The sequence below is a fragment of the Pseudomonas graminis genome, from assembly GCF_004364335.1.
GTDB classification, from domain to species: domain Bacteria; phylum Pseudomonadota; class Gammaproteobacteria; order Pseudomonadales; family Pseudomonadaceae; genus Aquipseudomonas; species Aquipseudomonas graminis_D.
In genome coordinates, this window is the sequence record NZ_SOCR01000001.1 from 467037 (window position 1) to 492100 (window position 25064).

Annotated in this window: 23 protein-coding genes and 1 pseudogene; 12 read left to right on the forward strand and 12 right to left on the reverse strand. The window is 62.5% G+C overall.

The genetic code is table 11. From position 1 onward, the window contains the following. Nucleotides 1-2 precede the first annotated feature (2 nt). From EC919_RS01975 to EC919_RS02010, 8 genes are all read left to right on the forward strand, one after another. A complete protein-coding gene (locus EC919_RS01975) occupies nt 3-1553 on the forward strand; it encodes an inactive transglutaminase family protein (RefSeq protein WP_133770699.1) in 1551 nt (516 codons plus the stop codon). Next, nucleotides 1553-2521 (forward strand): alpha-L-glutamate ligase-like protein, encoded by a 969-nt coding sequence (locus EC919_RS01980; RefSeq protein WP_166650471.1) that lies wholly within the window; start codon nt 1553-1555, stop codon nt 2519-2521. Before EC919_RS01975 ends, EC919_RS01980 begins: the two co-directional genes overlap by 1 nt. A gap of 472 nt (nt 2522-2993) precedes the next feature. Further along, nucleotides 2994-4013: a FecCD family ABC transporter permease gene (locus EC919_RS01985; protein WP_133770703.1), complete on the forward strand. Its 1020-nt coding sequence runs from the start codon at nt 2994-2996 to the stop codon at nt 4011-4013. After that, nucleotides 4010-4774 carry an ABC transporter ATP-binding protein gene (locus EC919_RS01990; RefSeq protein ID WP_133770705.1) on the forward strand — a complete coding sequence of 255 codons (765 nt, stop codon included), beginning with the start codon at nt 4010-4012 and terminating at the stop codon, nt 4772-4774. Before EC919_RS01985 ends, EC919_RS01990 begins: the two co-directional genes overlap by 4 nt. Before the next feature lie 8 nt (nt 4775-4782). Then, a complete protein-coding gene (locus EC919_RS01995; protein ID WP_243842172.1) occupies nt 4783-6894 on the forward strand; it encodes a TonB-dependent receptor in 2112 nt (703 codons plus the stop codon). Between the two features lie 17 nt (nt 6895-6911). Then, complete coding sequence (locus tag EC919_RS02000; protein ID WP_133770707.1) at nt 6912-7979, forward strand: ABC transporter substrate-binding protein; 1068 nt, start codon at nt 6912-6914, stop codon at nt 7977-7979. Nucleotides 7980-8040: 61 nt separating this feature from the next. After that, the gene (pabB, locus tag EC919_RS02005; protein ID WP_133770709.1) at nt 8041-9384 is read left to right on the forward strand and encodes an aminodeoxychorismate synthase component I; all 1344 of its coding nucleotides are present in this window, start codon (nt 8041-8043) and stop codon (nt 9382-9384) included. A 473-nt stretch (nt 9385-9857) separates the two neighbouring features. Next, nucleotides 9858-10592: a phosphoadenylyl-sulfate reductase gene (locus tag EC919_RS02010; protein ID WP_133770711.1), complete on the forward strand. Its 735-nt coding sequence runs from the start codon at nt 9858-9860 to the stop codon at nt 10590-10592. 124 nt (nt 10593-10716) lie between these two features. Here EC919_RS02010 and cysB read toward each other — a convergent pair whose 3' ends face one another. The 5 genes from cysB to EC919_RS02035 form a co-directional block, all read right to left on the reverse strand. Continuing rightward, nucleotides 10717-11691, reverse strand: coding sequence for an HTH-type transcriptional regulator CysB (gene cysB, locus EC919_RS02015; protein ID WP_122534560.1), 975 nt, complete (start codon nt 11689-11691; stop codon nt 10717-10719). A 158-nt stretch (nt 11692-11849) separates the two neighbouring features. Continuing rightward, nucleotides 11850-12338, reverse strand: a complete 489-nt coding sequence (locus EC919_RS02020) for a universal stress protein (RefSeq protein WP_133770713.1) — start codon at nt 12336-12338, stop codon at nt 11850-11852. A 94-nt stretch (nt 12339-12432) separates the two neighbouring features. Next, on the reverse strand, nt 12433-13353 hold the full coding sequence (locus EC919_RS02025) for a 5'-nucleotidase (protein ID WP_133770714.1): 921 nt from the start codon (nt 13351-13353) through the stop codon (nt 12433-12435). Nucleotides 13354-13399: 46 nt separating this feature from the next. Continuing rightward, entirely contained in the window at nt 13400-14368 is a 969-nt protein-coding gene (locus tag EC919_RS02030) for a putative 2-dehydropantoate 2-reductase (protein ID WP_133770716.1), read from the reverse strand. Between the two features lie 12 nt (nt 14369-14380). Beyond that, nucleotides 14381-14716 (reverse strand): thioredoxin, encoded by a 336-nt coding sequence (locus EC919_RS02035; protein ID WP_208294938.1) that lies wholly within the window; start codon nt 14714-14716, stop codon nt 14381-14383. Between the two features lie 268 nt (nt 14717-14984). Between EC919_RS02035 and EC919_RS02040 the strand changes: the two genes are divergently transcribed. After that, nucleotides 14985-16061 carry a 3-deoxy-7-phosphoheptulonate synthase gene (locus EC919_RS02040; protein WP_166650463.1) on the forward strand — a complete coding sequence of 359 codons (1077 nt, stop codon included), beginning with the start codon at nt 14985-14987 and terminating at the stop codon, nt 16059-16061. A 65-nt stretch (nt 16062-16126) separates the two neighbouring features. Here the strand turns inward: EC919_RS02040 and EC919_RS02045 are convergent, their stop codons facing one another. Then, entirely contained in the window at nt 16127-16408 is a 282-nt protein-coding gene (locus tag EC919_RS02045; protein ID WP_065988521.1) for a GNAT family N-acetyltransferase, read from the reverse strand. 647 nt (nt 16409-17055) lie between these two features. On the opposite strand from EC919_RS02045, the gene oprI reads away from it, so the two are divergent. Continuing rightward, nucleotides 17056-17307 carry an outer membrane lipoprotei OprI gene (gene oprI / locus EC919_RS02050; protein WP_003199355.1) on the forward strand — a complete coding sequence of 84 codons (252 nt, stop codon included), beginning with the start codon at nt 17056-17058 and terminating at the stop codon, nt 17305-17307. A 178-nt stretch (nt 17308-17485) separates the two neighbouring features. Here the strand turns inward: oprI and EC919_RS02055 are convergent, their stop codons facing one another. From EC919_RS02055 to EC919_RS02070, 4 genes are all read right to left on the reverse strand, one after another. Continuing rightward, on the reverse strand, nt 17486-18454 hold the full coding sequence (locus tag EC919_RS02055) for a L,D-transpeptidase family protein (protein WP_133770720.1): 969 nt from the start codon (nt 18452-18454) through the stop codon (nt 17486-17488). An 81-nt stretch (nt 18455-18535) separates the two neighbouring features. After that, entirely contained in the window at nt 18536-18832 is a 297-nt protein-coding gene (locus EC919_RS02060) for a hypothetical protein (protein WP_122534553.1), read from the reverse strand. A 71-nt stretch (nt 18833-18903) separates the two neighbouring features. Then, nucleotides 18904-19362, reverse strand: coding sequence for a thiol-disulfide oxidoreductase DCC family protein (locus EC919_RS02065; protein WP_133770722.1), 459 nt, complete (start codon nt 19360-19362; stop codon nt 18904-18906). Between the two features lie 121 nt (nt 19363-19483). Beyond that, nucleotides 19484-20089: an arylesterase gene (locus tag EC919_RS02070; protein WP_133770724.1), complete on the reverse strand. Its 606-nt coding sequence runs from the start codon at nt 20087-20089 to the stop codon at nt 19484-19486. Between the two features lie 10 nt (nt 20090-20099). On the opposite strand from EC919_RS02070, the gene EC919_RS02075 reads away from it, so the two are divergent. Both EC919_RS02075 and EC919_RS02080 read left to right on the forward strand, forming a co-directional pair. Continuing rightward, nucleotides 20100-20783, forward strand: a complete 684-nt coding sequence (locus tag EC919_RS02075) for an ABC transporter ATP-binding protein (RefSeq protein ID WP_133770726.1) — start codon at nt 20100-20102, stop codon at nt 20781-20783. Continuing rightward, on the forward strand, nt 20783-23296 hold the full coding sequence (locus EC919_RS02080) for an ABC transporter permease (protein WP_133770728.1): 2514 nt from the start codon (nt 20783-20785) through the stop codon (nt 23294-23296). Before EC919_RS02075 ends, EC919_RS02080 begins: the two co-directional genes overlap by 1 nt. A gap of 79 nt (nt 23297-23375) precedes the next feature. On the opposite strand, the gene greB is transcribed toward EC919_RS02080, so the two are convergent. Further along, a complete protein-coding gene (greB, locus tag EC919_RS02085; protein ID WP_133770911.1) occupies nt 23376-23849 on the reverse strand; it encodes a transcription elongation factor GreB in 474 nt (157 codons plus the stop codon). Nucleotides 23850-23986: 137 nt separating this feature from the next. Beyond that, a pseudogene (locus EC919_RS02090) lies at nt 23987-24963 on the reverse strand (GlxA family transcriptional regulator). Nucleotides 24964-25064: the final 101 nt, after the last annotated feature.

Here is a 25064-nt window from a genome sequence, read left to right on the forward strand (position 1 = left end):
ACATGCGCTCTCTTACCCTCCATCTGAAGATCCTGATCGCGACCCTCGTCACGCTGGGCATCGCGATCACGGCTTATCAGATACTGGTGCTCGGCATTCCGGTGACCGAAGACGAAACCGACGACCTGTGGAATATCGACGCCAAGGTCGAGTTCGTGGCCAACCCGAAAGACACGGTCAAGGTGCAGATGTACGTGCCGCCGCTGTCCCGCGATTACATCAGCCTCAACGAAAGCTTCATCTCCAATAACTATGGCGTGAACGTCAACCGTGCCGACGGCAACCGCAAGGTCACCTGGTCCGCGCGACGGGCCACCGGTAATCAGACGCTGTACTACCGACTGGTATTGACCAAGCGCTACAGCGGCGAGAAAGCCAAGATCAAGGGGCCGATCTTTCGCGACAGCGTGGTTGTCGAAGGCCCGGAAAAAATCGCCGCCGACGCCCTGCTGGCACCGATCCGGCAGCATTCCGCCGACGTCGAAACCTTCGTCAGCGAAGCCATCAAGCGTGTCAACAATCTGAGCGACGACAACGTCAAGCTGCTACTGGCCGGCGATACGTCGGTGGCGAACAAGGCGCGGATCACCGAGATCCTGCTGTCCATCGCCCATGTGCCGGTGGAGAAAGCCCATACCATTCGTTTGGTCGCCGATCAGCCGCAGTCGCCCGAACTGTGGCTGCGCAGCTTCAATGGCAAGGACTGGCTGTATTTCAATCCGGAAACCGGCGAAGCAGGCCTGCCCCAGGACCGCCTGCTGTGGTGGATCGGTAACGACAACCTGATCTCCGTCGAAGGCGGCAAGAAGGCCACGGTCAACTTCAGCCTGAACAACAGCGAGATGAACGCGATTCGTCTGGCCAAGCTGACCGATGAAAGCACCGACGCCGACTTCCTCGAGTACTCGCTTTACAGCCTGCCGCTGCAAACCCAGCAGACCTTCATGATCATGGTGATGATCCCGATCGGCGTGCTGGTGATCCTGATCCTGCGTAACCTCGTAGGCCTGCAGACGCTCGGGACCTTCACCCCGGTGCTGATTGCGCTGGCGTTCCGCGAGACCCAGCTGGGATTCGGCATCGTGTTGTTCACCATCATCACGGCGCTGGGCCTGTCCCTGCGTTCGTACCTTGAACACCTCAAGCTGCAAATGCTGCCGAGGCTGTCGGTGGTGCTGACCTTCGTGGTGGTGCTGATCGCCGCCATCAGCCTGTTCAGCCACAAGCTGGGCCTGGAGCGCGGGCTGTCGGTGGCGCTGTTCCCGATGGTGATTCTGACCATGACCATCGAACGCCTGTCGATCACCTGGGAAGAACGCGGCGGCGGCCATGCGATGAAGGTCGCCATCGGCACGCTGTTCGCGGCGTCTCTGGCGCACATCATCATGAGCATCCCGGAGTTCATCTACTTCGTGTTTACGTTCCCGGCCATCCTGCTGATTCTGGTGGGCTTCATGCTGGCGATGGGGCGTTATCGCGGTTATCGGCTGACCGAGCTGGTCCGCTTCAAGGCCTTTCTCAAGGAAGACGCCGAGCGGGAACACCATAAATGATCGGCTGGTGGAAAACCTGGAAGGCGCTGGAAGCCAAGGGGATCATGGGCATCAACCGGCGTAACGCCGACTACGTGCTCAAATACAACAAGCGCAGCCTCTACCCCATCGTCGATGACAAGATCATCACCAAGGAGCGGGCCGTCGCGGCGGGCATTCATGTGCCCGAGATGTACGGGATCATTTCCACCGAAAAGGAAATCGACACGCTCGACACGATTATCGGCGGGCGCAGCGATTTCGTCATCAAGCCCGCCAAAGGCGCGGGCGGCGACGGCATTCTGGTCATCGCCGACCGTTTCGAAGAGCGTTTCCGCACGATTTCCGGGCGCATCATCAGCCACGACGAAATCGAGCATCAGATTTCCAGCATCCTCACCGGGCTGTATTCGTTGGGTGGCCATCGCGATCGTGCGCTGATCGAATACCGGGTCACACCCGACCAGATCTTCAAGAGCATCAGCTACGAAGGCGTTCCGGACATCCGCGTGATCGTGCTGATGGGTTACCCGGTGATGGCCATGCTGCGCCTGCCGACCCGGCAGTCCGGCGGCAAGGCCAACCTGCACCAGGGCGCCATCGGTGTCGGCGTTGATCTGGCCACCGGCCTGACGCTGCGCGGCACCTGGCTGAACAACATCATCAGCAAGCATCCCGACACCACCAATGCGGTGGATGGCGTGCAACTGCCGAACTGGGACGGTTTCATGAAGCTCGCGGCAGAGTGCTACGAGCTGTGCGGCCTGGGCTATATCGGCGTCGACATGGTGCTGGACCAGGACCGTGGGCCGCTGATTCTGGAGCTCAACGCGCGGCCGGGGCTCAACATCCAGATCGCCAACGACTGCGGGCTGACTCACCGGACCGTGGCGGTGGAGAAGCGGCTCGAAGAGCTGGCGGCGGACGGTGTTCAGGAAAGCCCGGAAGAGCGCGTCAAGTTTGCTCAGGGGTTGTTCGGGCACGTTTGAGCATTCGCCTGTTGGTTACCCTGTTCGGCACTTGCCTTCCAGCCTCGCGCTATGGGGATCGCCGAATCGACTTCAGGAGCGCGCTTGCCCGCGAAAATATCTGCCCTGACACCTACGTGCCTGACCCACCGCATTCGCGGGCAAGCGCGCTCCTACCCGGTATATCGGCAACGTCCAGCTCTTCGGCGGATGAAAATTCGTAGGAGCCGGCTTGCTGGCGAACGCGGTCAGTCAGAAACGACGATATCGCCTGACCCGGCGGATTCGCCAGCAAGCCGGCTCCTACAAATTGTGCGTGCGTTGAGCAGTCAGGTGTTCAAGATCGAAGATCCCAAATCTCGCCGGGATCGCGTGTAGCCGTTCATAGCCCACCCCATTGAAAATGAAGATTCACCCCATGCGGCATCCCGTCCCTAGAGAACCCTCGCCCATCGCTGTATAGTTTTTTACACACCGAAACAATGAGTAACAGATGTCCCCTTCCAAGCTTTATTCCCCTCTGTTGCTCAGCCTGTTGGCGTTGATCATGACGACCGTCTGTGCGCTGTCATTGGGCCGCTATCAAATTTCAATCCACGAATTCAGCACATTCATCGCAACGATGGTGGGCCTCAGCGACATGCCCGCCCAGCGCTACGACCTGCTTCACAGCCTGATCATCGAGTCGCGGCTGCCTCGGGTCATCGCCGCCGTGCTGGTGGGCGCCGGGCTTTCTGTTTCGGGCGCGGCGTATCAGGGCGTGTTCCGCAACCCGCTGGTGTCGCCAGGCTTGCTGGGGGTGTTGAGCGGCTGTGCGTTCGGCGCTGCGCTGGGGATCATCGGGCACCTGCCGCCCCTTGCTGTTGCGCTGGTGGCGTGCGTCACCGGGCTCATCGCCGTGGCGGTCGGTCTGGGCATTGCCCATATGTTTGAGTCCCCCTCGATTCTGCTGCTGGTGCTCGGCGGCATTGTCGCGAACGCCCTCTTCACCTCGCTGCTGTCCATCGCCCAATACATGGCCGATCCGGTGGATCAGTTGCCGAGCATCGTTTATTGGCTGCTTGGCAGCCTCAGTGCCGTCGACGTGCAGGCGCTGTGGATCATCGGCCCGACTCTGGCTATGGCCATCCTGCTGCTGTGCCTGACCGGCCGCGCCATCGATGCGCTTTCCCTGAGTGATGACGAGGCCCTGAGCCTGGGCGTGCCGGTGGAGAAGATCCGTGGCGGCCTGATTGTCCTGACTACGCTGATCTGTGCGCTCACTGTCAGTCTGGCGGGCATGGTCGGCTGGATCGGCCTGCTGATTCCGCACCTGGCGCGCTTGCTGGTCGGCCCCGGCAATACGCGTCTGCTGCCCCTCAGCGCCTGCCTGGGCGGAATCTTCCTGCTGGCCGCCGACGGCGTCGCTCGCAGCGTGTCGGCGGGAGAAATCCCCCTCGGCATCATCACCGAGCTGTTCGGCGCGATCGCCTTTGTGCTGGTGTTGCACCGCGTGCGCAAGGGCTGGTTATGAAGCGCTTGCAGGCCCGTCAACTCAGCTATCGGATCGGCGACCGTGTGATCCTCGACAACGTCTCGCTGGACATTGCCGCCGGCGACAACATTGCCCTGCTGGGGGCGAACGGCGCCGGAAAAAGCACGTTGATGAGGCTGCTGCTGGGGTTGCAGACGCCCCACTCAGGTGAGGTCCTGATCGACGGCCAGCCGATACGCTCGATGAAGCGCCGCGCAGTGGCCCGGCAGGTCGCCTACGTGCCGCAAAGTCACGTGCCGAGCTTTCCGTTCAGCGTCGCCCACATCGTCGGCCAAGGCCGGTTGCCGACCGTGGGCCTGGGCCATGCACCCAGCTGCGACGAAATCACCTCGGTGCAGCAGGCCCTGACCGAGCTGGGCATCCTGCACCTGAGTGACCGGCCGTACACCGAGCTGTCCGGCGGTGAGCGTCAGCGGGTGCTGATCGCCCGGGCCATGGTCCAGCGCGCCAACACCATCATTCTCGACGAGCCGGTCACCGGTCTCGATTACGGCCATCAGCTGCGCCTGCTGGCGTTGCTCAAGCGCCTCGCCGCCGAAGGCATCAGCATTCTGTCCAGCACCCACCGCCCTGAACACGCGCTCGCTTCGGCCAATCGCGTGCTGGTCCTGCACGAAGGCCGACTCATCGCCGACGGCGCCCCCCACGACGTCGTCGACAGCGCCCTGATGGCGCGTCTTTACCAGGTCGCCGTCGAGCAGATCGACACCGACGGCCACCGCTTTTTCATTCCTTGCTGAGTGTTTACATGACCCGATCCTTCTCATCGCGCTTGGCGTTGGCACCGCTGTTGTTTGGCGGCTTCGCCCAGGTCAGCCTGGCGCAAGAAATGACCCTGGCGCCGCTGGACATCAGCGCCGAACAGTCGATTGCCGATCAGGCGCGGGAGAAGTCGGCGACCCTCGGCCCGATGGGTGAACGCAGGCTGCTGGACACGCCCTATTCCATCAGCGTGCTGTCCTCGGACCTGATCGACAGCCAGCAGCTCAAAAGCTTCAAGGACATCATCAGTTACATGCCCTCCGTGCAAGCTGACGGCGCCCGGCCGCAGACCCGGGGCCTGCAGGGCAGCGTGGTGCAGAACAGCCGGCTGGACGGCCTCAACGTGGTCTCGACCACCGATTACCCGGCCGAGCAACTGGGCGGCGTCGAAGTGCTGAGCGGGTTGTCGGGGTCGTTGTATGGCCCGGCGAATCCGGCCGGCACCTTCAACCTGCTGTCGAAGCGACCGACCGATTTCACCCGCAATCGGGTGACCGTCGGCGTGGGCACCGGTCTGACCTGGCTCAAGGCCGCTGACCTGAGCGGCCCGTTCGACCCGGACGGCAAGATCAAATACCGCCTGAACCTGGTCGACGAACAAGGCCACAGTTATGCGCCCGGCAGCACGTTGCGCCGGCAACTGGTGAGCCTTGCCACTGACTTTCAGATCAGTGATGACAGCGTCATCGAAACCAACTTCAGCCACTACGACTACCTGTCCAAGGGCCTGCCGGGCAAGTTCGCCGTCGCCTCAGGGGTGACGCTCCCCCACGCGCCGGACCCGACCCGCAGCAACCTCGGGCAGAATTATTCCGGTGACAACAACACCACGGACACCGCCAGCGCGCATTTCAAGCATGACTTCGACGGCAACTGGAAACTCGACATCGGCGCGCTTCGGCAGATCGCCGACCGCGAGTCCACCGCCGTCACCAACACCCTGATCAACAAGGCGGGGACGTATCGCAGTTCGGTGGCGAGCGCCACTGCCAGCCGCTTCACCATCAACAGCTATCTGGCCAACCTCAACGGCAGCGTCTACACCGCCGGCATTCGGCATGACCTGACCGTCGGCGTCACCGGGTTTGACTGGGACAACTACAACCCCGTGGCCGGTGGCACGAAAACCCTCGGCAGCGCGTCGTTGAGCAACCCGGTCGGCTTCGACGAGCCGGACTTCCCGGACTTCACCGACCGCTATCACTCGGCCAACGCCCGCCAACGCTCGTTCGTGCTGGGCGACACCCTGACCTTCACGCCGAAATGGAGCCTGATGCTCAGCGGCAGCCAGAGCCGCCTGAACGCGGACAATTATTCTCAAGCGGGCGTCCACACCTCATCGCAGGACTCGGGCATCAGCACGGCCAGCAGCGTAATGTTCAAGCCGGTGGACGACCTGACGCTGTACCTGACCTACGCCGACAGCCTGCAACAGGGCGACAGCGCGGCGGCGGGCAGCAGCAACGCCGGGGCGATCCTGTCGCCGTATCGCAGCCGCATGTGGGAGCTGGGCGGCAAATGGGTGGCGCGCGGGGTCAACCTGTCGCTGGCGGCGTTTCAGATCAAGCGCCCCTTCGCCTACACCCAGCCGGATAACGTCTATGCCGTGGCGGGCGATCAGCGCAATCGCGGTGTGGAATTCCTGGCCGACGGTGACCTGAGCCAGAATCTCAAGATGTTCGGCGGCATCACCTGGCTGGACCCGAAGCTGCTGTCCACCGGCAACGACAGCACGGAAGACACGCGCATCGTCGGGCTGTCGCGGGTCACCGCCAGCCTGCTGACCGAATACCGCATCGACCAGGTGCCGGGCCTCGCCGTCAACCTCAACGCCCGTTACGCCAGCGCCCGCCCCACCGACGACAGCAACGATCACTGGGTGGGCAGCTACACAACCTTCGACACCGGCGCCAGCTACAGCACCCGGTTGATGAAGCGCGACACGGTCTACCGCCTCGAAGTCACCAACCTGGCCAACGAACGCTACTGGACCAACATCGTCCCTGGCGGGCTGAACGGCTACACCGGTGCCGGGCAAGCCAGCGCCACGCCAGCCGCGCCGCGCATGGTGCAGGCGTCGATTCAGGTGGACCTGTGAAGGCGCGGCGGGTCGGCATGGGCCGTTTGCTGAGCAGTTTTCTGCTCGTCGGGCTGAGTGGCAGCGCTTTGGCTGATCCGGGTGATGTCGGACAGAACATTCAGGCCAGCTCGCTGAAACCCGGACAGGTGCAGGACGATGGCGGACATCAGGTCAACGTCCCGGTGGCACCCGCGCGCATCGCTGACGCCTGGTACGCCCATCACGTGCTGCTGATGACGCTGGGGGCCGGGTCGCGCATCGTTGCGACGGTCAACCATCCCGAAAGCCAACCGTGGATGTTCAAGGTCCTCCCCGCGCTGAACCAGGCCACGGCCATCGAAGGCACGGCGTTCAATGCCGAGACCTTGCTGGCCGAGCACGTCGACCTGGTGTTCACCGCCCTCGGCGATCGTCAGGCCATTGCCTACCGACAGCTTGGCCTGCCGGTCATGCAGATGGGCTACACCGACCTGGCCGGGCTGAAACGCTCGATGCTCAACACGGCCGAGGCCCTGGGCGGTGCTGAGCCACGCACGCGGGCCCTCGCCTACAACGGGTTTCTGGATCAGCAATTGGCAGCAGTCAATCGCGTGGTGGCGGTTATCCCGCCGGAGCAGCGACCCAAAGTGCTGCACATCGCGTCGGTCAATCCGTTGAAGGTGGATGGCGCCGATACGCTGATCGACGACTGGATCAAGATCGCCGGCGGCCGCAATGCCGCGACGGGGCTCAAGGGCAATATGCAGATCGTGTCGAGCGAGCAATTGGTGGCCTGGCAGCCGGATGTGGTCATTCTCGCTGCCAATGCGGGCCGGCTGGATCACGCGGCGCAGCCGCAACTGCTGAACCAGCTTGAGGCGGTGCGCAACGGGCGCGTCCTGCGCAATCCGGCCGGGGTTTTCCCGTGGGATCGATACGGCACCGAGGTGGCGCTTCAAGTGGCGTGGGCGGCGCAGCAGTTGCATCCGGCGTTGTTTGCGGATGTGGACATGGCGGCACAGACGATGGACTTCTACCGGCGCTTTTTTGGTTACCCGCTGACGCCAGAGGATGCCCGGAGAATTCTGCACGGTGAGCCGCCAGCGACTGCGCCTTCCCCCTAGGACTCGCCCTTGGGGAAGACTACAATCGCCGTCCTCGCGCACTGACTGATCCACGCCTCGCATGCCAACTTGCTCTGTACACCCACTGCCCTATCACGCCGACCCCAGCGGTTACTTCGCCCGCGTGCGCGTTGCCCCGGGCGCCGTGCTGCTGGACAGCGGCCGCCCGACGGCAGACCGAGGCCGCTTCGATCTGCTCAGCGCCTGGCCGCTGGAAACCCTGCAGCCGGTGGCGGACGAATCCGGCCCGGCCTTTCTTCAGCGCTTGCGTGAATCACTGGCCCGCCTGGGTGAAGCCGAGCTGCCCGAGCACTGCGCGCTGCCGTTCGCCGGTGGATTGATCGGTTATCTGGCGTATGACTTCGGCCGCCTGTTCGAGCCCCTTCCCGATCAGGCCGTCGATGACTTGCATCTGCCCTCCGCACGGCTGGGGCTCTACGCCTGGGCGCTGGTCAGCGACCATCACAAGCACACCAGCCAGTTGGTGTTTCACCCCGCCCTTGATCAAGCCGAACGCCAGCGGCTGATCGCGCTGTTCGAGCAACCGGTGGCGCAACCGAACCCATCGTTCAAGCTGACAGCGCCCTTCGCGCCGGACATAGATGCCGAGCAGTACCGGCAGGCCATCGAGCGGATTCACGCCTACATTCAGGCCGGCGACTGCTATCAGGTCAATTTCGCCCAGCGCTTTCGCGGGCAGTACCTCGGTGATCCGTGGGCGGCGTATCAAGCGCTGCGAATGGCCTGCCCCACACCATTCGCCGGGTATCTGGCCTTGCCTGAAGGCGATGCGGTATTGAGTCTATCGCCGGAGCGGTTCGTCAGAGTGAGTCAGCGTCAGGTCGAGACGCGGCCGATCAAAGGCACGCGACCGCGCGGGCGGGATGCCGTTGAGGACGCCGCGTTTGCTCAGGAGCTGCTTTCGAGCGCGAAAGATCGCGCCGAGAACCTGATGATCGTCGACCTGCTGCGCAACGACCTGGGCCGCGCCTGCCAGATTGGTTCGGTGAAGGTGCCGGAGCTGTTCAGCCTGGAGAGCTATCCCAACGTGCATCATCTGGTCAGCGCGGTGACGGGCGAACTGGCCGACGGCAAGGACGCGCTGCACCTGATTGGCGGCAGTTTTCCGGGCGGCTCGATCACCGGAGCGCCGAAGATCCGCGCGATGCAGATCATCGACGAACTGGAGCCTACCCGCCGGGCGTTGTACTGCGGCTCGCTGATGTACCTGGACGTGCGGGGCAGCATGGACAGTTCCATCGCGATCCGCAGTTTGCTGGCAAAAGACGGCCAGATCGCGTGCTGGGGCGGCGGCGGCATCGTCGCCGATTCGCAGTGGGAAGCGGAATATCAGGAGACCTTCACCAAAGTGCGGGTGTTGATGGAGACGCTTGAGGGGATGTGAACGACTGATCAGCGATCGACGGTGGATAGCGCGCATACGCAAATCATGGCCTGGGGGCCGCCGATGGGGCGTGAGCGTGCGCAGATCCGTAGGAGCCGGCTTGCTGGCGAATGGGGTGGGTCATTGAACACCTCACCACCTGACCTGACGCGTTCGCCAGCAAGCCGGCTCCTACAGAGGGATGCGTCCGCCCAGTGAGAGCATGCCAGCGACAATCAACGGAGGCAGCCGCCGGGAGTCAACTTCGGGTATGAGATCCGTAGGAGCCGGCTTGCTGGCGAATGGGTCGTGTCAGGCGACGGAAAACTGGCTAAACCTATGCGTTCGCCAGCAAGCCGGCTCCTACAGACAATGGCCGCAGCCGCGTGTACCTCTCCGCGCCATTGCTTTCGGGCAAACGAGGTCAGGTTTTTTGTTACCATCTGCGCCATTACGAGCGCCTAAGCGCCAGCCCTGATCAGGAAGCCGTCCAGATGAACCACCCTTTCGACGTTGACGACATCGCCGCCACCTTCGCCAACAAATCCCCGTCCGACATCCTCAAATTCGCCTTTCAGCACTTCGGCGACGACCTGTGGATTTCCTTCAGTGGCGCGGAAGACGTGGTGCTGGTGGACATGGCCTGGAAAATCAACAAGAACGTCAAGGTGTTCAGCCTGGATACCGGTCGGCTGCACCCGGAGACCTATCGCTTCATCGATCAGGTCCGCGAGCAGTACAAAATCGACATCGACATTGTCAGCCCGGACCGCGAAAAGCTGGAGCCGATGGTCAAGGAAAAGGGCTTGTTCAGCTTCTACCGCGACGGCCATGGCGAGTGCTGCGGCATCCGCAAGATCGAGCCCTTGCGCCGCAAGCTGGCAGGCGTCAGTGCCTGGGCCACCGGTCAGCGTCGGGACCAGAGCCCGAGCACGCGCAACAACGTCGCCGTGGTGGAAATCGACAGCGCCTTCTCGACCCCGGAGCGCACGCTGTACAAATTCAACCCGCTGGCCCAGATGAGCAGCACCGATGTGTGGAATTACATCCGCATGCTCGAACTGCCCTTCAACACCCTGCACGAACGCGGCTTCATCAGCATCGGCTGCGAACCCTGCACGCGCCCGGTGCTGCCGAATCAGCACGAACGCGAAGGCCGCTGGTGGTGGGAAGAAGCGACGCAGAAGGAATGCGGGCTGCATGCCGGGAATATGATCGCGAAGTCCTGAGCAGACACCGACCCAATGTAGGAGCGCGCTTGCCCGCGAATGCGATACACCGGTCACATCCAGGTGACTGACAGACCGCAATCGCGGGCAAGCGCGCTCCTACAGGTTTGGCATGCGCCCTCTATCAATGCTCCGGCAGTTCAACCCCGGCGAACAGCTCTTCCAGTTCCTGCTTGTTGTGGCACTGAATGGCTTTGGCCATGACGTCGCGGGTCAGGTGCGGGGCGAATTTCTCGATGAAATCGCACATGAAGCCGCGCAGAAAGGTGCCGCGCCGGAAGCCGATCTTGGTCACGCTGGCTTCGAACAATTCGCTGGCGTCGAGCACCACCAGATCGCTGTCCAGCTTCGGATCGACGGCCATTTTCGCCACGATACCCACGCCTAATCCCAGTCTCACGTAGGTCTTGATGACGTCAGCGTCGGCGGCAGTGAACACCACTTTCGGCGTCAGGCCGCGGTGGCTGAACGCTTCGTCGAGTTTGGAACGGCCGGTGAAGCCGAACACGTAGGTCACGATCGGGTATTCGGCGAGAATCTCAAGGGTCAGCTTCGGCACCTTGGTCAGCGGATGGCCTTGGGGCACAACCACACAGCGGTTCCAGGTGTAGCACGGCATCATCACCAGATCACCGAACAGTTCCAGCGCTTCCGTCGCGATGGCGAAATCGACCGTGCCGTCGGCGGCCATTTCCGCGATTTGCATCGGCGAACCCTGGTGCATGTGCAGTGCGACGTCCGGGTACTGCTTGATGAAATTGCTGATCACCGGCGGCAGCGCATAACGCGCCTGGGTGTGGGTGGTGGCGATGGACAACGTGCCCTTTTTCTCGTTGGAGAATTCCTGGGCGATCTGCTTGATGCTCTCGACCTTGCGCAGGATCTCGCCGGCGGTGGTGATGATGCGCTCCCCTGCCGGAGTGACGCGGGTCAGGTGCTTGCCGCTGCGGGCGAAGACTTCGACGCCCAGCTCGTCTTCCAGCAGGCGGATTTGCTTGCTGATGCCTGGCTGCGAGGTGTAGAGGCTTTGCGCCGTCGCTGAAACGTTGAGGTCGTGGTGCGCCACTTCCCAGATGTAGCGCAGTTGTTGAAGCTTCATATGTATCCCTCAAAGCCGGAAGACGCCACGGGCATCAGCGACGGTATATAACTGGATTATTGGTCAGGAAGGCAAAGCTAGAACTTTTTATCACTTTTACCCGGTAATGGCACGCAGCTTTTTAACGCGCTTGGCACATTCCCGGAACGCGGTCACGTTTATGTACGCCGTTGCAGCATCGGCACCATGTACACCGGCACGTCCGACAGTTGCAGGACCCGCGCCGCCGTCCGGCCAATCGGCGTATCGCCCTCCCCGCCCTTGCTGCGACTGCCCACCACCAGCAGGTCGACGCCCAGCAGACGTGCCTGATCGAGTATCACATTGGAGGGGTCGCCCTGGACCACGCGGACACTGCGGATCAGCGCCAGGTCCTCATGGCCCTCGCCCAGTTCTTCACGGAAACTGGCCAGCACCCGCGCTTCAATGCTGTCGATCACCGTGTTCACCCCCTCGCTGTGCAGCTCTTTGAGCACGTCGGCGGCCAGGTAACTCTGCAGCACGGACTCGGCGAACAGGCCCATGGGTTCCACCACATGCACGACATGCAGCTCGGCATCGAAGGTCCGCGCCAGCACCAGGGCGTGCTGCAGCGTATACGGCGCATAAGCGCCGAGGTCCGTGGCGTAGAGCATCGAGCGGATCATGGGACCCCCGGCCAGCCTTTGAAATGAAGACTTAATCAGCGTAGCAGCGCGCCGCCCACTGCGACGGCCGACTGCTGCTTTTCGGTCTAACGCCTCAGGGTTTTAGCTCGTTGCTGATGCCGTGGGGCACATGCCCGGTCGCCACGACGTCGCGCGCGCGTTCACAGTGGCCTGGCTGATCGTCGAAGAACACGTCCGCAGCGAAAGCTTCGAGAAACGCCGACTTGTCCAGGCCGCCGAGAAACAGCGACTCATCCAGACGGATGTCCCACTTGCGCAGCGTACGGATGACCCGCTCGTGAGCCGGGGCCGAACGTGCGGTGACCAGCGCCGTGCGAATCGGGCAGGACTCTTCGGGGAATTCTCGCTGCAGGGCGTTCAATGCCGCGAGAAAGGGTTTGAACGGCCCGCCGGGCAATGGCCGTCGCGCCGCCTCACGCTCGTTGGCCTGGAACGCCTCAAGCCCGCCGGACTGATACACACGCTCGGACTCATCGGAAAACAGCACGGCGTCACCGTCGAACGCGATGCGCAACTCGGCACTGGCCGCGCGACGGGCGCCACCGGAGAGAATCGTCGCGGCGGCGAACCCCGCATCCAGCGCGCTGCGCACGTCTTCGGCGTGGGTGGACAGGAACAGATGACTGCCGAAAGCGGCCAGATAGGGAAACGGACTGCGCCCGCCGACGAACGCGGCGCGGGAAATGTCGAGGCCGTAATGCTGAATGGAATTGAACACGCGCAAGCCGGTGTCGGCGCTGTTGCGCGAGACCAGCACCACTTCCACTCGGGACTGATTCAGGCTGGCGTTCAGGCTGAGCAGTTTTTCCACCAGACGGAACGCGTCACCGGGCTCGAGGATTTCATCTTCGTGGTCGATCTGGTACTGACGATAGGCCGCGACTCCGCTGGCCATATAAACGTCATGGCTTTCCCGCAAGTCAAACAGCGCCCGCGAGGAAATCGCCAGCACCAGCTTGCTCCCCGGGGTTTTAACGTTCAGCTCAGTGCTCATCAGGTTTCCTTAACGCAGGAGGTGGGCAAGCGCACGGCAGTGGCCGTCAACGATTGCTGCGGTCAATAAACGCCAGCGCGTGGTACAGGGCGCGCACCTTGGGCATGTCGCAGCCGGCGGCAAGCGCAGCTGCGAGGGGTCGGGCATAAATGGCATCGAGTTCCAATGGTCGTTTTTCGGTGAAGTCGTGGTACATGCTCGGCCGGTAATCCGGCATATGGCCGGTGACCTTGAGCAATTGCTCGGCATAACCTTCCGGCAGCACGTGACCGCACGCTTCGGCGCCCTGCACCACTTCCGCCATCAGGCCCTGGATCAGCGCGTGACTGTCGGCGTCGGCCATCAGCGGTGTGGTGCTGGCGTTGAGCAGCGCGGAAAGCCCGTTATAGGGCACGTTCCACACCAGTTTCTGCCAGCGCGCCTTGTCGAGGTTGTCCATCGCCACGGAGTCAATGCCCGCTTGGTGAAACAGCGAAGCGCCCTGCTCGACCCAGTGCCCGCGCGTTGCCAAATCGGCCGGCCCGCTGTGGTAGCCGATGTTCACGGCGCCGAAGGCTTGATGGGTGATTTGCCCTGGCCCAGTGCGATGCACACAAACAAAACACAGGCCGCCCAATAGATGAAGGGAATCAGGTAAGGCTGCTCGCAGTTCTTCCTCGACACCCAAGCCGTTTTGCAGCAGCAACACCTTGGCGTCCGGCGCTGCGGCTTGAACGATAGCGTTGGCCACCCCGCTGTTGCCGGTGGTCTTGGCGCCGACCAGCAGCCAGTCGCAGGGCGGCATGTCGGCCGCTGAGGCGTAGGCCTGGACATTTTCCAGCGCTAACGGACCATGCACCTGACTGTCCACGCGCAGGCCGTTGCGGGCGACGGCATCGAATTCGCTGCGCAGCAGAAAATGCACATCAAAGCCGGCCCGGGCCAGCATCACGCCGTAGAAGCCGCCGATCGCGCCGGTGCCGATGATGCCGATCCGGGGTTTAGCTGCGCTTTCGCTCGCTGTGCTTTCGCTCATGGACACTCCGTTTCAGGGTAATTCGTCTGGCGGCGTCGCCAGCGCGTGTGCCAGGCCCGTGGCAATGGCCTCGGCGGACATCTGCGTGCGAAGGGGCCCGAAGAAGGCACCGTCGCGTACCACAAACATCGTCGGCAGATGAAACACGCCGTAGCGCTCCACCGCGCCGCCGTTTTCTTCGGCATCGATCCAGCACAGGCGATCCAGCGGCAGGGATTGCCCGGGCAAATGATGCCGGGCCCAGCGGCAACTGGAGCAGCCCAGGCTGGTGAAAATCAGCAGTGAGACGCCGGGCAGGTTGAGAAGTTGCTGGTCGAGGTCGAAGTCCGTCAGTTGCAATTGATCCACGCACTTCTCCTCTGAATGATGTTCGGGTGATTGAGTGTCAGTCGCCGACTTTAGTAGGACCGGCTTTAGCCGGGAATATCCATCATGTGGTTCTGCAGCCTGAGACAGGTCAGACAATGCCGCAACCGTTGGACGAAAGCCACGTTTACCCATTGTCGAACCACCGGCTAACGCGCTAAGGTTCGGCTCCCCCGTTGCGCTCAATCATGCTCGGCTCCGCCGCACGGGGACGCTGGCGGCCAGCATCCGTGACCTGATGAGTAACACGATGGCTGATTTACCGATTGACGACCTCAACGTTGCCTCCAACGAGACACTGATCACCCCGGATCAGCTGAAACGCGAAATCCCGCTGACCGCCGCCGCCCAGGCCACTGTCAGCCAGGGCCGCGAAGTCATCCGCAACATCCTCGATGGCAAGGATCACCGCCTTTTCATCGTGATCGGGCCCTGCTCGATCCACGATCTCAAGGCCGCCCACGAATACGCCGATCGCCTGAAAGCATTGGCGGCCGAGGTGTCCGACACCCTGTATCTGGTCATGCGCGTGTATTTCGAGAAGCCGCGCACCACCGTCGGCTGGAAAGGCCTGATCAACGATCCGTACCTGGACGACTCTTTCAAGATCCAGGACGGTCTGCACATCGGCCGTCAGTTGCTGCGCGACCTGGCCGAAAAAGGCCTGCCGACCGCGACCGAAGCCCTTGACCCGATTTCGCCTCAGTACCTGCAGGACCTGATCAGCTGGTCGGCCATCGGCGCGCGCACCACTGAATCCCAGACTCACCGCGAAATGGCCTCGGGCCTGTCCTCGGCGGTCGGCTTCAAGAATGGCACCGACGGCGGCCTGACCGTGGCCATCAACGCCTTGCAATCAGTGTCCAGCCCCCACCGTTTCCTCGGCATCAACCAGGAAGGCGGCGTGTCCATCGTCACCACCAAGGGCAATGCCTACGGTCACGTGGTATTACGCGGCGGCAACGGCAAGCCCAACTACGATTCGGTCAGCGTTGCCCTGTGCGAACAGGCGCTGAACAAGGCGAAGATCAAGCCGAACATCATGGTCGATTGCAGCCATGCCAACTCCAACAAAGACCCGGCGCTGCAGCCGCTGGTGATGGAGAACGTCGCCAACCAGATTCTCGAAGGCAACCAGTCGATCATTGGCCTGATGGTCGAGAGCCACCTGAACTGGGGCTGTCAGGCGATTCCCAAAGACCTCGCCGACCTGCAATACGGCGTGTCCATCACCGATGCCTGCATCGATTGGGAAAGCACCGAAAAAACCCTGCGCAGCATGCACACCAAGCTCAAGGACGTACTGCCCAAGCGCACACGCGACTGACCGTTCCGCAGAAACGACAACGCCGAGCACATGCTCGGCGTTTTAGTGTGTGAGGCGCGATTCGGTCAGATCTTCGCGGCCTGCCGTTGATTGCGCTCCATATAGCGCTCCACGTAGGAGCACGAAGGAATCACGGTGTAGCCGATCCGGTCGGCATAGTCGAGGGCCACCTTGGTCAAGGCCGCCGCTATCCCCCGTCCGCGCAACTCGTTAGGCACAAACGTACGGTAGATATCCAGGGTCTCTTTACCCAGGTCCATGTACGTCAGATAGGCACGGTAACCGTCAATGTTGACTTCGAACTGGTGACCTGTCTCGTCATGGTGGATGGACAACGCCTCGCTCATCACTACTCCTCGCGGGTCTTGGAATTGGACCCTTACCTTATCGACATTTTCCCGGCGAAGGAACCTCTACAGGCAGTATGAGTACTATTGGCTTCTGCAATAGAGCCTTCTGCAATAGAGCTGACTGCGCCACCCTGGCCTACCCTGTGCCGTTTGGACACCGCGAAGCGCATCGCTGTTCTCAAACAAGTTGAGCACAGGCAAATAAATAGTAGGCGCCCTGAGCAAGTGCGCTCAAGTGAATCAACGGTTAATTGCACTGCCGCACATCTGACGGCGTGACCCACGGAACCTGTTGTCGCCGAGCAATGTCCATTGAGACGCAACGCCTGGCGTCAAGTCACTTGATGGTCTTCAAGCGGCCGCCAGTGATGCGCCTGTCACGATAATCGACTATACAAAAAAGGTCGCCGGTACTGTGAAATTGCCTGGACCGGCGTCACCTGAGAGGCACCTTCATCCGGGGCTTTTTTTGTGCAAAGAAAAAGCGTGAGGAGTTGCGCGGAACACGTTCAAACCCAAGAATTTTCTGCAGATCTTGCGCACGGTCCGTTTACTTACTACAAACAATGAGTAAGATGTACGCCGGTCATTTTCTCACTCTCGAGAGATGACTAATTTGATAGAAGTCCTTTAAGGGGAACACGATGAACAACGTTCTGAAATTCTCTGCTCTGGCCCTGGCCGCAGTTCTGGCTACCGGTTGCAGCAGCGCATCCAAAGAAACCGAAGCTCGTCTGACTGCAACTGAAGACGCAGCCGCTCGTTCGCAAGCACGTGCCGATGAAGCCTACCGCAAGGCTGATGAAGCTCTGGCTGCAGCTCAAAAAGCTCAGCAAACTGCTGACGAAGCCAACGAGCGCGCTCTGCGTATGTTGGACAAGGCTAGCCGCAAGTAATAATCCCTCGGGATTATTGATAAGCCGACCCGTTAACGGGTCGGCTTTTTTATTGCCCGGCGTTTGCCGGCAGTCTCTCTTGAGGAGGCGTTATTCAGGCAATAAAAAACCCGCCCCCCCCTGCGCACTCGTCGCAGGACGGGCGGGCATCGGCATCACCCTGTTTACAGCGGGAGGGTTATTGCAGCGTCATCGGCGCGCCGCCCACCACGGGCGCCGGCGTGGTCGGCACGGCAATCTCGACCGGCATGCCGTCTTCGGCAGCCACTACGTCCCGCACCTCATCCCAATTGATTCGCAGGCTGTTGGCCAGGTCTTCACGCTTGAGCAGTGCGTTGATCACGGCGGTGTGCTTGTCGACCACCGACGGCTTGCCGCTCTCGTCAAGCGGCGTGTGCGCTTCGAGGTAGACTTTGCCGCCGCTGACGCCAAATTTGTACGGTTCGCTCATGATGCGCACGGGGGTGCCCACCGGGACCATGTCCGCCATTTCCAGCACGTTGTTGTTGTACATGCGGAAGCAGCCGTGGCTGGTGCGCATGCCGATGCCGAACTTCTTGTTCGAACCGTGGATCAGGTAGCCCGGCAGACCGAGGCCGAATTTGAACGGACCCAGCGGATTGTCCGGGCCGGCCGGGACCACGTTGGGCAGGATGTCGCCGTCGGCAGCGTGCTCGGCTTTGACCGAGGCAGGGGGTGTCCAGGTCGGGTTCGGCGTTTTGGCAGTGACTTTGGTGGTGGAAACCGGCGAGCCCCAGCCTTCGCGGCCAATGCCCAGCGGGAAGGTGTACACCACGTTCCGGCCTTTCGGGTAGTAGTACAAACGGTACTCGGCAAGGTTGATGACGATGCCTTCGCGTGGGCCCGGCGGCAGGATGAAACGCGTCGGCAACACCACCTGGGTGCCTGCACCCGGGAGCCAGGCATCGACGCCAGGGTTGGCGGCGATCATTTCCAGGTAGCCCAGATCGTAGCGGGTCGCCAGGTCGGCGAAGGTGTCTTCGTACTTGGCGGTGACGGTCTGCACCTGGCCGATGATGTCCTCACCCGGCGGCGGCAACGGAAACTCCAGGGCAAAGACAGGGCCGGCCGCGCACAGCGCGGCGAGCGACAGACAGCGGGCGAAAGCTGGAATGCGCGACAACATCCGGAGAATCCTTGGTAAACGGAAGGCTTGATTGAGCGCGATTGTACACGCACGCCTGCCCGTCAGGGAGTGCTCGCGCCCTTAAACGCCGGTCTCCAGTTCCGGCCAGATCGGGTGCCAGCCGCGCCGCTGCGCGTCGATGATCGCCCTGCACAGCGGGCACAGCCGCTCATCCTGATAAACCGTCTGCTGGACTTCGGACCAGCGTGGCTGGGCGGGCAGCAAGGTGCCGCACAGCGTACGGTCGGCAGAGCCTGCCAGTTCGAGCTGGCGGGCGACCAGATGCACAAGGATTTCCTGGCACGCGAACAGGTCGAGCTGTTCGTCAGGCTCGATCAGTTGATAGGCGTAAAGGGACCAGGCAGGACGGCGCGGCATGGGGGGCTCCAGATCGGGGGCGCCACATTAGCCGAAAGCCCCGGTCCGGAAAAGGCCTGCAGGCCTTTAAATCAGCGGTTTTGGTCTGAGGGTCTGGAAACCGTACAGCTGCCGTCGCGGCATCGGCGGCGGCCATCCGGATGAGGTAACCACGCCAGCTGGGGACGAAAGCGGCAGAACAGCCGATAACCGAGATTCAGCAAGGGCCTCAGCGGCCGCCACGACAGCGGCGCAGCCCAGGCGCCCAGCCCGGCTGCGCGCCAGCTCCACAGGGTGGCGTCCAGTCCCGTGACCCAGGTGCCATCGTCGAAACGGGCATGCAACACAGACTGCATCTGCTCATGGGTGAATCCGAGAGCCTGTGCATCAAAGCCCTCCTCGCTCATGTCGACCAACAGAAGTCGCGGGGTTGTTGCGCCTGCGGACAGATGCGCCGAAGCGTGGGAACGCAGAAGCTTGATCTCCCGCGCGCAAAGCGGGCAGTCACCGTCGAAGTACAGCGTGAGTGGCCACTGCTCTTTCTTGTACATCTTTTCGGTCCTGTATAGGTTTGGGCCACCATAGGCGCAAACCCGACTGCTGGCAATGAGCGGTCCCTCACACCTGATGACCGACGCCCCGCCTGTATCGGCCTGATGCCGGCGGCGGCGACTAAAGCAACGGCTTCAGGACCGGCCAGACGTTATCAAGCAAGTAAGGCTGAGCCGGGACGTTGGGGTGAATGCCGTCTTGCTGCGTCATGTCCGGCCTGCCGCCTACGCCTTCCAGCATGAAGGGGACCAGCGCGACATGGGTGGCTTCGGCGACTTTCGGGTACACAGCGGCGAAAGCAGTCGTGTAGCGCTCACCGTAGTTGGGCGGGATTTTCATGCCCAGCAAAAGCACCTTGGCCCCGGCCGCTTTTGATTGCTTAACCATGTCGGTAAGGTTTTGTTGCAATTGTGCAGGCGGCTGCCCGCGCAAGCCATCATTACCCCCCAGTTCGAGGATCACCAGATCCGGTTTGTGCTCGGCAAGCAGCGACGGCAGCCGCGCCTGGCCTCCGGCACTGGTGTCGCCGCTGACCGACGCATTGACCACTTTTTCCTTGAAGCCTTCCTTCGCCAGACGCTGTTCCAGCAGACTGACCCAGCCCAACCGGGTATCCAGGCCGAAAGCCGCGCTGATACTATCCCCTACGATCAGCACCGTGCCTGCCATCGCGCCTTGTGATACCAGCAGCAAACCCAGGCCAGCACTTAAAAACCACGCACGCATCGGATTCTCCATGAGCGAAAGTATTCTCAGTGCTCGGAACCTCAGCAAAGTGGTCCCAAGCACCGAAGGTGACTTGACCATCCTGCACGAACTCTCCCTGGAACTAAACAAGGGCGACACGCTGGCCATCGTCGGCGCATCGGGCTCGGGCAAATCCACTCTCCTCGGCCTGCTGGCCGGCCTCGACCTGCCCAGCGCCGGCTCTGTCGTCCTCTCCGGCCTCAATCTCAGCGAGCTGGACGAAGATCAGCGCGCCAGGGTTCGCGCTGAACACGTGGGCTTTGTCTTCCAGTCCTTCCAGCTGCTCGACAGCCTCAATGCGCTGGAAAACGTCATGCTGCCGATGGAGCTGGAAGGCCGCAAAGACGCCCGTGATCAGGCCCGGCATCTGCTGGAACGGGTTGGCCTGGGTCAGCGCCTGACCCACACGCCACGGCAACTGTCGGGCGGCGAGCAGCAACGGGTCGCCATCGCCCGCGCGTTTGCCGCCGACCCGGACGTGCTGTTCGCCGATGAGCCCACCGGCAACCTGGACAGCCACACCGGCGAGCGCATCAGCGACCTGCTGTTCGAGCTGAACCAGGAACGCAACACCACCCTGGTGCTGGTCACCCACGATGAGCGTCTGGCCCACCGTTGCCGGCGTCTGATCCGTCTCGAGGGTGGCCGGCTGGTCGCCCCAATGGAGCCTTGATGGCACGTTTGCCTTTTTCACGCCTGCTAAGCCTTGCGGCCCGGCAACTCATGCGCGACGCCCGCGCCGGCGAGCTGCGCGTGCTGTTCTTCGCATTGGTGGTGGCGGTTGCTGCCAGCACGGCCATCGGTTATTTCGGCGCGCGCCTCAACAGCGCCATGCTGCTGCGGGCGACCGAGTTTCTCGGCGCTGACCTCATTCTCGGCGGCTCCGCACCGGCAACCCCTGCGCAGATCGACGCCGGCAAGGCGCTGAAGCTGGATCACTCGCAGATCGTGATTTTCTCCAGCGTGGTGGCCACCGATAACGGCATCCAGCTGGCCAGCGTCAAGGCTGTCGATGGGGCGTATCCGTTGCGCGGCGAGCTGAAAAGCGCCCCTGCTCCCTACGAAGCCGAAACCGTTGGCGGTGAGCCCCAAGCCGGAGAAGCCTGGGCGGAAGCGCGGATCCTGGTGGCGCTGAACTTGAAAGTCGGCGACAGCATTGACGTCGGGTCCAAGACCTTGAAACTGACCCGGGTGCTGACCTACGAGCCCGACCGCGCCGGCAACTTCTACAGCCTGACGCCCCGGGTGATGATCAACATGGCCGACCTTGAAGCCACCAAGGTCGTCCAGCCGGGCAGCCGCGTCAGTTATCGGGATCTGTGGCGCGGCACGCCGCAGGACCTCGCCGCCTATCGCAAGGCGGTCGAGCCCGGGCTGGCGCCGAATCAAAAAATCGATGACGCCCGCGATGGCAATCAACAGATCGGCGGCGCATTGGGCAAGGCCGAGCGTTACCTGAACATGGCCAGTCTGGTCGCCGTGCTGCTGGCCGGCGTGGCGGTGGCATTGTCGGCGGCGCGTTTCGCGGTGCGCCGCTTTGACGCCAGTGCGCTGCTTCGTTGCCTGGGCCTGTCACGCAATGAAGCGCTGGTGCTGTTCGGTTTGCAACTGGCCATGCTGGGCGTTGCGGCCAGCGCGGCGGGCGCCCTGCTCGGCTGGTTTGCCCAACTCGGGCTGTTTCATCTGCTGGAAAACCTGCTGCCCGCTGCCGTGCCGCCGGGTGGCTGGCTGCCGGCCGTCGCAGGAATCGGCACCGGGCTCGTCGCGCTTGCCGGCTTCGCGCTGCCGCCGCTGGCAGCCCTGGGTCGCGTGCCGCCGCTGCGGGTGCTGCGTCGGGACATGCTGCCAATCCCGGCGAGCACCAGGCTGGTCTACGGCGCGGCGCTCTTCGCACTGGGCCTGATCATGTGGCGCCTGAGTCTGGACCTGGTGCTGACCTTCGCCCTGCTCGGCGGCGGTCTGATCGCAGCGCTGGTGCTGGGCGCTGTGTTGCTGCTGGCCCTGAAAAGCCTGCGGCGCTTGCTGGCCGGGGCCTCGCTGCCATGGCGTCTGGGCCTCGGTCAGCTGTTGCGCCATCCCATGGCCGCAGCGGGCCAGTCCCTGGCATTTGGTCTGATCCTGCTGTCCATGGGGCTGATTGCGCTGCTGCGCGGCGAGCTGCTCGACACCTGGCAGAACCAGCTGCCCAAGGATGCACCGAACTACTTCGCGCTGAATATCCTGCCCAACGACAAGGACAACTTCGCTGAACGCATGGGCCGCCTGTCGACCCACAGCGCGCCGTTGTACCCGATGATTCCGGGGCGTTTGATGACGATCAACGGCGAGCCGGTGAGCAAGTTCGTCACCAAGGACTCCCGTGGTGAAAACGCGACACAGCGCGATCTCAACCTGACGTGGGCGGCAACGCTGCCGGAAGGCAACAGCATCACCGCCGGCCAGTGGTGGGCGAGCGATCAGCCGCCTGCGGAAGGCGTGGTTCCCGGTGTGTCGGTTGAAACCAAGCTGGCCAACAGCCTGAACATGAAGCTGGGCGACACCCTCGGCTTCGTGATCGGCGGGCTGACACGCGAGGTCAAGATCACCAGCCTGCGTGACATCAACTGGGACACCTTTCAGCCCAACTTCTTCATGATCTTCCAGCCCGGCACCCTCAAGGACGTGCCGGCCACGTACCTGACCAGCTTCTATCTGGCGCCGGGCAATGATCAGCAAATCGTTGAACTGTCCCGCGCCTTCCCGGCCGTGACGATCCTGCAGGTGGAGGCGTTGCTGGAGCAACTGCGCAGCATCCTCGATCAGGTGACGATGGCGGTGCAGTACGTGCTGCTGTTCGTGCTGGCGGCGGGAATGGCGGTGTTGTTCTCCGGCTTGCAGGCGACGCTGGATGAACGAATTCGACAGGGCGCCCTGCTCAGGGCACTGGGCGCCAGCCGCGCCTTGCTGACCAAGGCCCGGCGCATCGAGTTCGGCCTGCTCGGGGCGGTCAGCGGTGTGCTGGCGGCGATTGGCTGTGAGCTGGTGAGCTTTGCGCTGTACCGCTACGCCTTCAACCTGCAATGGCACCCCCACGCCTGGCTGCTGGTGCTGCCACTCATCGGCGCCTTGCTGGTCGGCGGCGCGGGCGTGTTCGGCACGCGGCGGGCGCTGAACGCCAGTCCCCTGCAAGTGCTGCGCGAGGGTTAGCGGCGGGTTATGACGGAGGACGGCACTGTACCGTCCTACATCCACCCAGATAGCCAGGCCGGCGACTGCAACGCTGCGGCTATTGCTGGTATTCGATTTTAGTGATCCACCACTGCTTGCTACCGGACGGAACCGGCACCGAGACTTCGTCGCCGACTTCTTTCTTCAATAGCGCCCGAGCCATGGGCGAATCAATGGAGATGTAGTCCATGCGCCCATAGATCTCGTCATAACCGACGACGCGAAAACGCTTGCTCTCGCCCTCTTCGTCCTCGACTTCAACCCAGGCGCCGAAGAACACCCGGCCTTCCTGCTCAGGTGAATAGGCAACCACGCGCATGTCTTCCAGACGCTTGCGCAGATAGCGCACTCGCCGGTCGATTTCGCGCAGCAGCTTCTTGTTGTACTGATAATCGGCGTTCTCGCTGCGATCACCCAGGGAAGCGGCCCACGCCACTTTTTGCGTGATGTCAGGCCGGTGCTCGCGCCAGAGGTAGTCGAGCTCCTTCTTCAGAGCGGCATGGCCCTCGACGGTGATTATCTTGGTACTGATTTCACTCATTAACGCTGTCTCTGTGCGGGCGAGCCTGGCTCCGGCAGTACCGGTCAGTACTTGCCTGGCCCGGCCCTGTCTTTATCAAAACGAAGCCTACAGGGTTGGGCTGACGGGTGGGTAAATCAAGGCAGCGCTCATTTGACCAGACGCTTTTCCTTTGAAGGCCGATAGCCGAAGTACGCGCTGTAGCATTTGCTGAAATGGCTCGGCGAAACAAACCCGCAGGCCACCAGCACTTCCACCTGGGAAAGCTCGGTGTGCTGAAGGAGGCGCCGGGCCTCGGTGATGCGCAACTCCAGGTAGTAGCGTTGCGGGGTGGTGCCCAACTGCTCCTGAAAGAGCCGCTCGATCTGTCGCCGCGAACGCCCGGCGTACTCCGCCAGTTGCTCAAGCTCAAGGGGCTCCTCCAGATTGGCGTCCATCAACTTGACCACTTCCTTGAGCGGCGCGCTGACCGTCATGTGCCGGCTCGGCTTGATCCGCCGATAACGCGATTCCTCGAAAGACAGAATGTCCTCGATGCCTTCGATCAGGGCCTTGTCGTGCAGCGTCCTGATCCATTCCAGCGCCATATGAAACGCCCCTGCCGGGCTGGCGGCGGTGAGGCGATCGCGGTCGATGACGAAAGCTTCGCTGGTCACTTCGCTGACTTTGCAGATCTCCGCCAGGGCAGCGCGGTGCTCAGGGTGAATCGCGCACCGGTAGCCATCGAGCAGACCTGCTGAGCCGAGAAACCAGGCGCCATTCCACAGCCCGGCGAGGGAAATGCCATGCTCGGCGGCGGTGGTCAGCAGCTGCGCCAGTTGGCCTTGAGCTCCGTGCGATAACCGCCACAGATCACCAGCAGGTCCAGGTCTTTGAGCGCCGATACGTCGAGCGGCGCGTCGGGCCGGATCACAAGCCCCAGATCGCTGACCACTTCGCCCCCGTGCAAGCCGAATGTCCGTGACGTAAACAGCTCGGGACGAAGGAGGTTGGCGGTGACGAATGTGTCCAGGGCCTGGGTGAAGGCCGGCAACGAGAAGTGCTCCAGCAGCACGAAGCCGGTTCGGGTCTGGGCCGAGAGGCTTCGCCTGTTCTCATCCACGTAGCGAAGGTTCTTGCCTTTCATGCCTGCGCTGAATTCTCGCCGCTCGATCACTGCCGCCTCGCTTTTGCGTCCTGCCTGGTGTGCTGCCGATTGTCCACCGGGACTGCACCGGGATGCGCGCC

Excerpts from the sequence above, each read along its gene's own strand:
- EC919_RS01975 (WP_133770699.1), top strand. The coding sequence starts at position 3 with ATGCGCTCTCTTACCCTCCATCTGAAGATCCTGATCGCGACCCTCGTC.
- EC919_RS01985 (WP_133770703.1), top strand. The coding sequence starts at position 2,994 with ATGTCCCCTTCCAAGCTTTATTCCCCTCTGTTGCTCAGCCTGTTGGCG.
- EC919_RS01990 (WP_133770705.1), top strand. The coding sequence starts at position 4,010 with ATGAAGCGCTTGCAGGCCCGTCAACTCAGCTATCGGATCGGCGACCGT.
- EC919_RS01995 (WP_243842172.1), top strand. The coding sequence starts at position 4,783 with ATGACCCGATCCTTCTCATCGCGCTTGGCGTTGGCACCGCTGTTGTTT.
- EC919_RS02000 (WP_133770707.1), top strand. The coding sequence starts at position 6,912 with ATGGGCCGTTTGCTGAGCAGTTTTCTGCTCGTCGGGCTGAGTGGCAGC.
- pabB (WP_133770709.1), top strand. The coding sequence starts at position 8,041 with ATGCCAACTTGCTCTGTACACCCACTGCCCTATCACGCCGACCCCAGC.
- EC919_RS02010 (WP_133770711.1), top strand. The coding sequence starts at position 9,858 with ATGAACCACCCTTTCGACGTTGACGACATCGCCGCCACCTTCGCCAAC.
- cysB (WP_122534560.1), bottom strand. The coding sequence starts at position 11,691 with ATGAAGCTTCAACAACTGCGCTACATCTGGGAAGTGGCGCACCACGAC.
- EC919_RS02020 (WP_133770713.1), bottom strand. The coding sequence starts at position 12,338 with ATGATCCGCTCGATGCTCTACGCCACGGACCTCGGCGCTTATGCGCCG.
- EC919_RS02025 (WP_133770714.1), bottom strand. The coding sequence starts at position 13,353 with ATGAGCACTGAGCTGAACGTTAAAACCCCGGGGAGCAAGCTGGTGCTG.
- EC919_RS02030 (WP_133770716.1), bottom strand. The coding sequence starts at position 14,368 with ATGAGCGAAAGCACAGCGAGCGAAAGCGCAGCTAAACCCCGGATCGGC.
- EC919_RS02040 (WP_166650463.1), top strand. The coding sequence starts at position 14,985 with ATGGCTGATTTACCGATTGACGACCTCAACGTTGCCTCCAACGAGACA.
- EC919_RS02045 (WP_065988521.1), bottom strand. The coding sequence starts at position 16,408 with ATGAGCGAGGCGTTGTCCATCCACCATGACGAGACAGGTCACCAGTTC.
- oprI (WP_003199355.1), top strand. The coding sequence starts at position 17,056 with ATGAACAACGTTCTGAAATTCTCTGCTCTGGCCCTGGCCGCAGTTCTG.
- EC919_RS02055 (WP_133770720.1), bottom strand. The coding sequence starts at position 18,454 with ATGTTGTCGCGCATTCCAGCTTTCGCCCGCTGTCTGTCGCTCGCCGCG.
- EC919_RS02060 (WP_122534553.1), bottom strand. The coding sequence starts at position 18,832 with ATGCCGCGCCGTCCTGCCTGGTCCCTTTACGCCTATCAACTGATCGAG.
- EC919_RS02065 (WP_133770722.1), bottom strand. The coding sequence starts at position 19,362 with ATGTACAAGAAAGAGCAGTGGCCACTCACGCTGTACTTCGACGGTGAC.
- EC919_RS02070 (WP_133770724.1), bottom strand. The coding sequence starts at position 20,089 with ATGCGTGCGTGGTTTTTAAGTGCTGGCCTGGGTTTGCTGCTGGTATCA.
- EC919_RS02075 (WP_133770726.1), top strand. The coding sequence starts at position 20,100 with ATGAGCGAAAGTATTCTCAGTGCTCGGAACCTCAGCAAAGTGGTCCCA.
- EC919_RS02080 (WP_133770728.1), top strand. The coding sequence starts at position 20,783 with ATGGCACGTTTGCCTTTTTCACGCCTGCTAAGCCTTGCGGCCCGGCAA.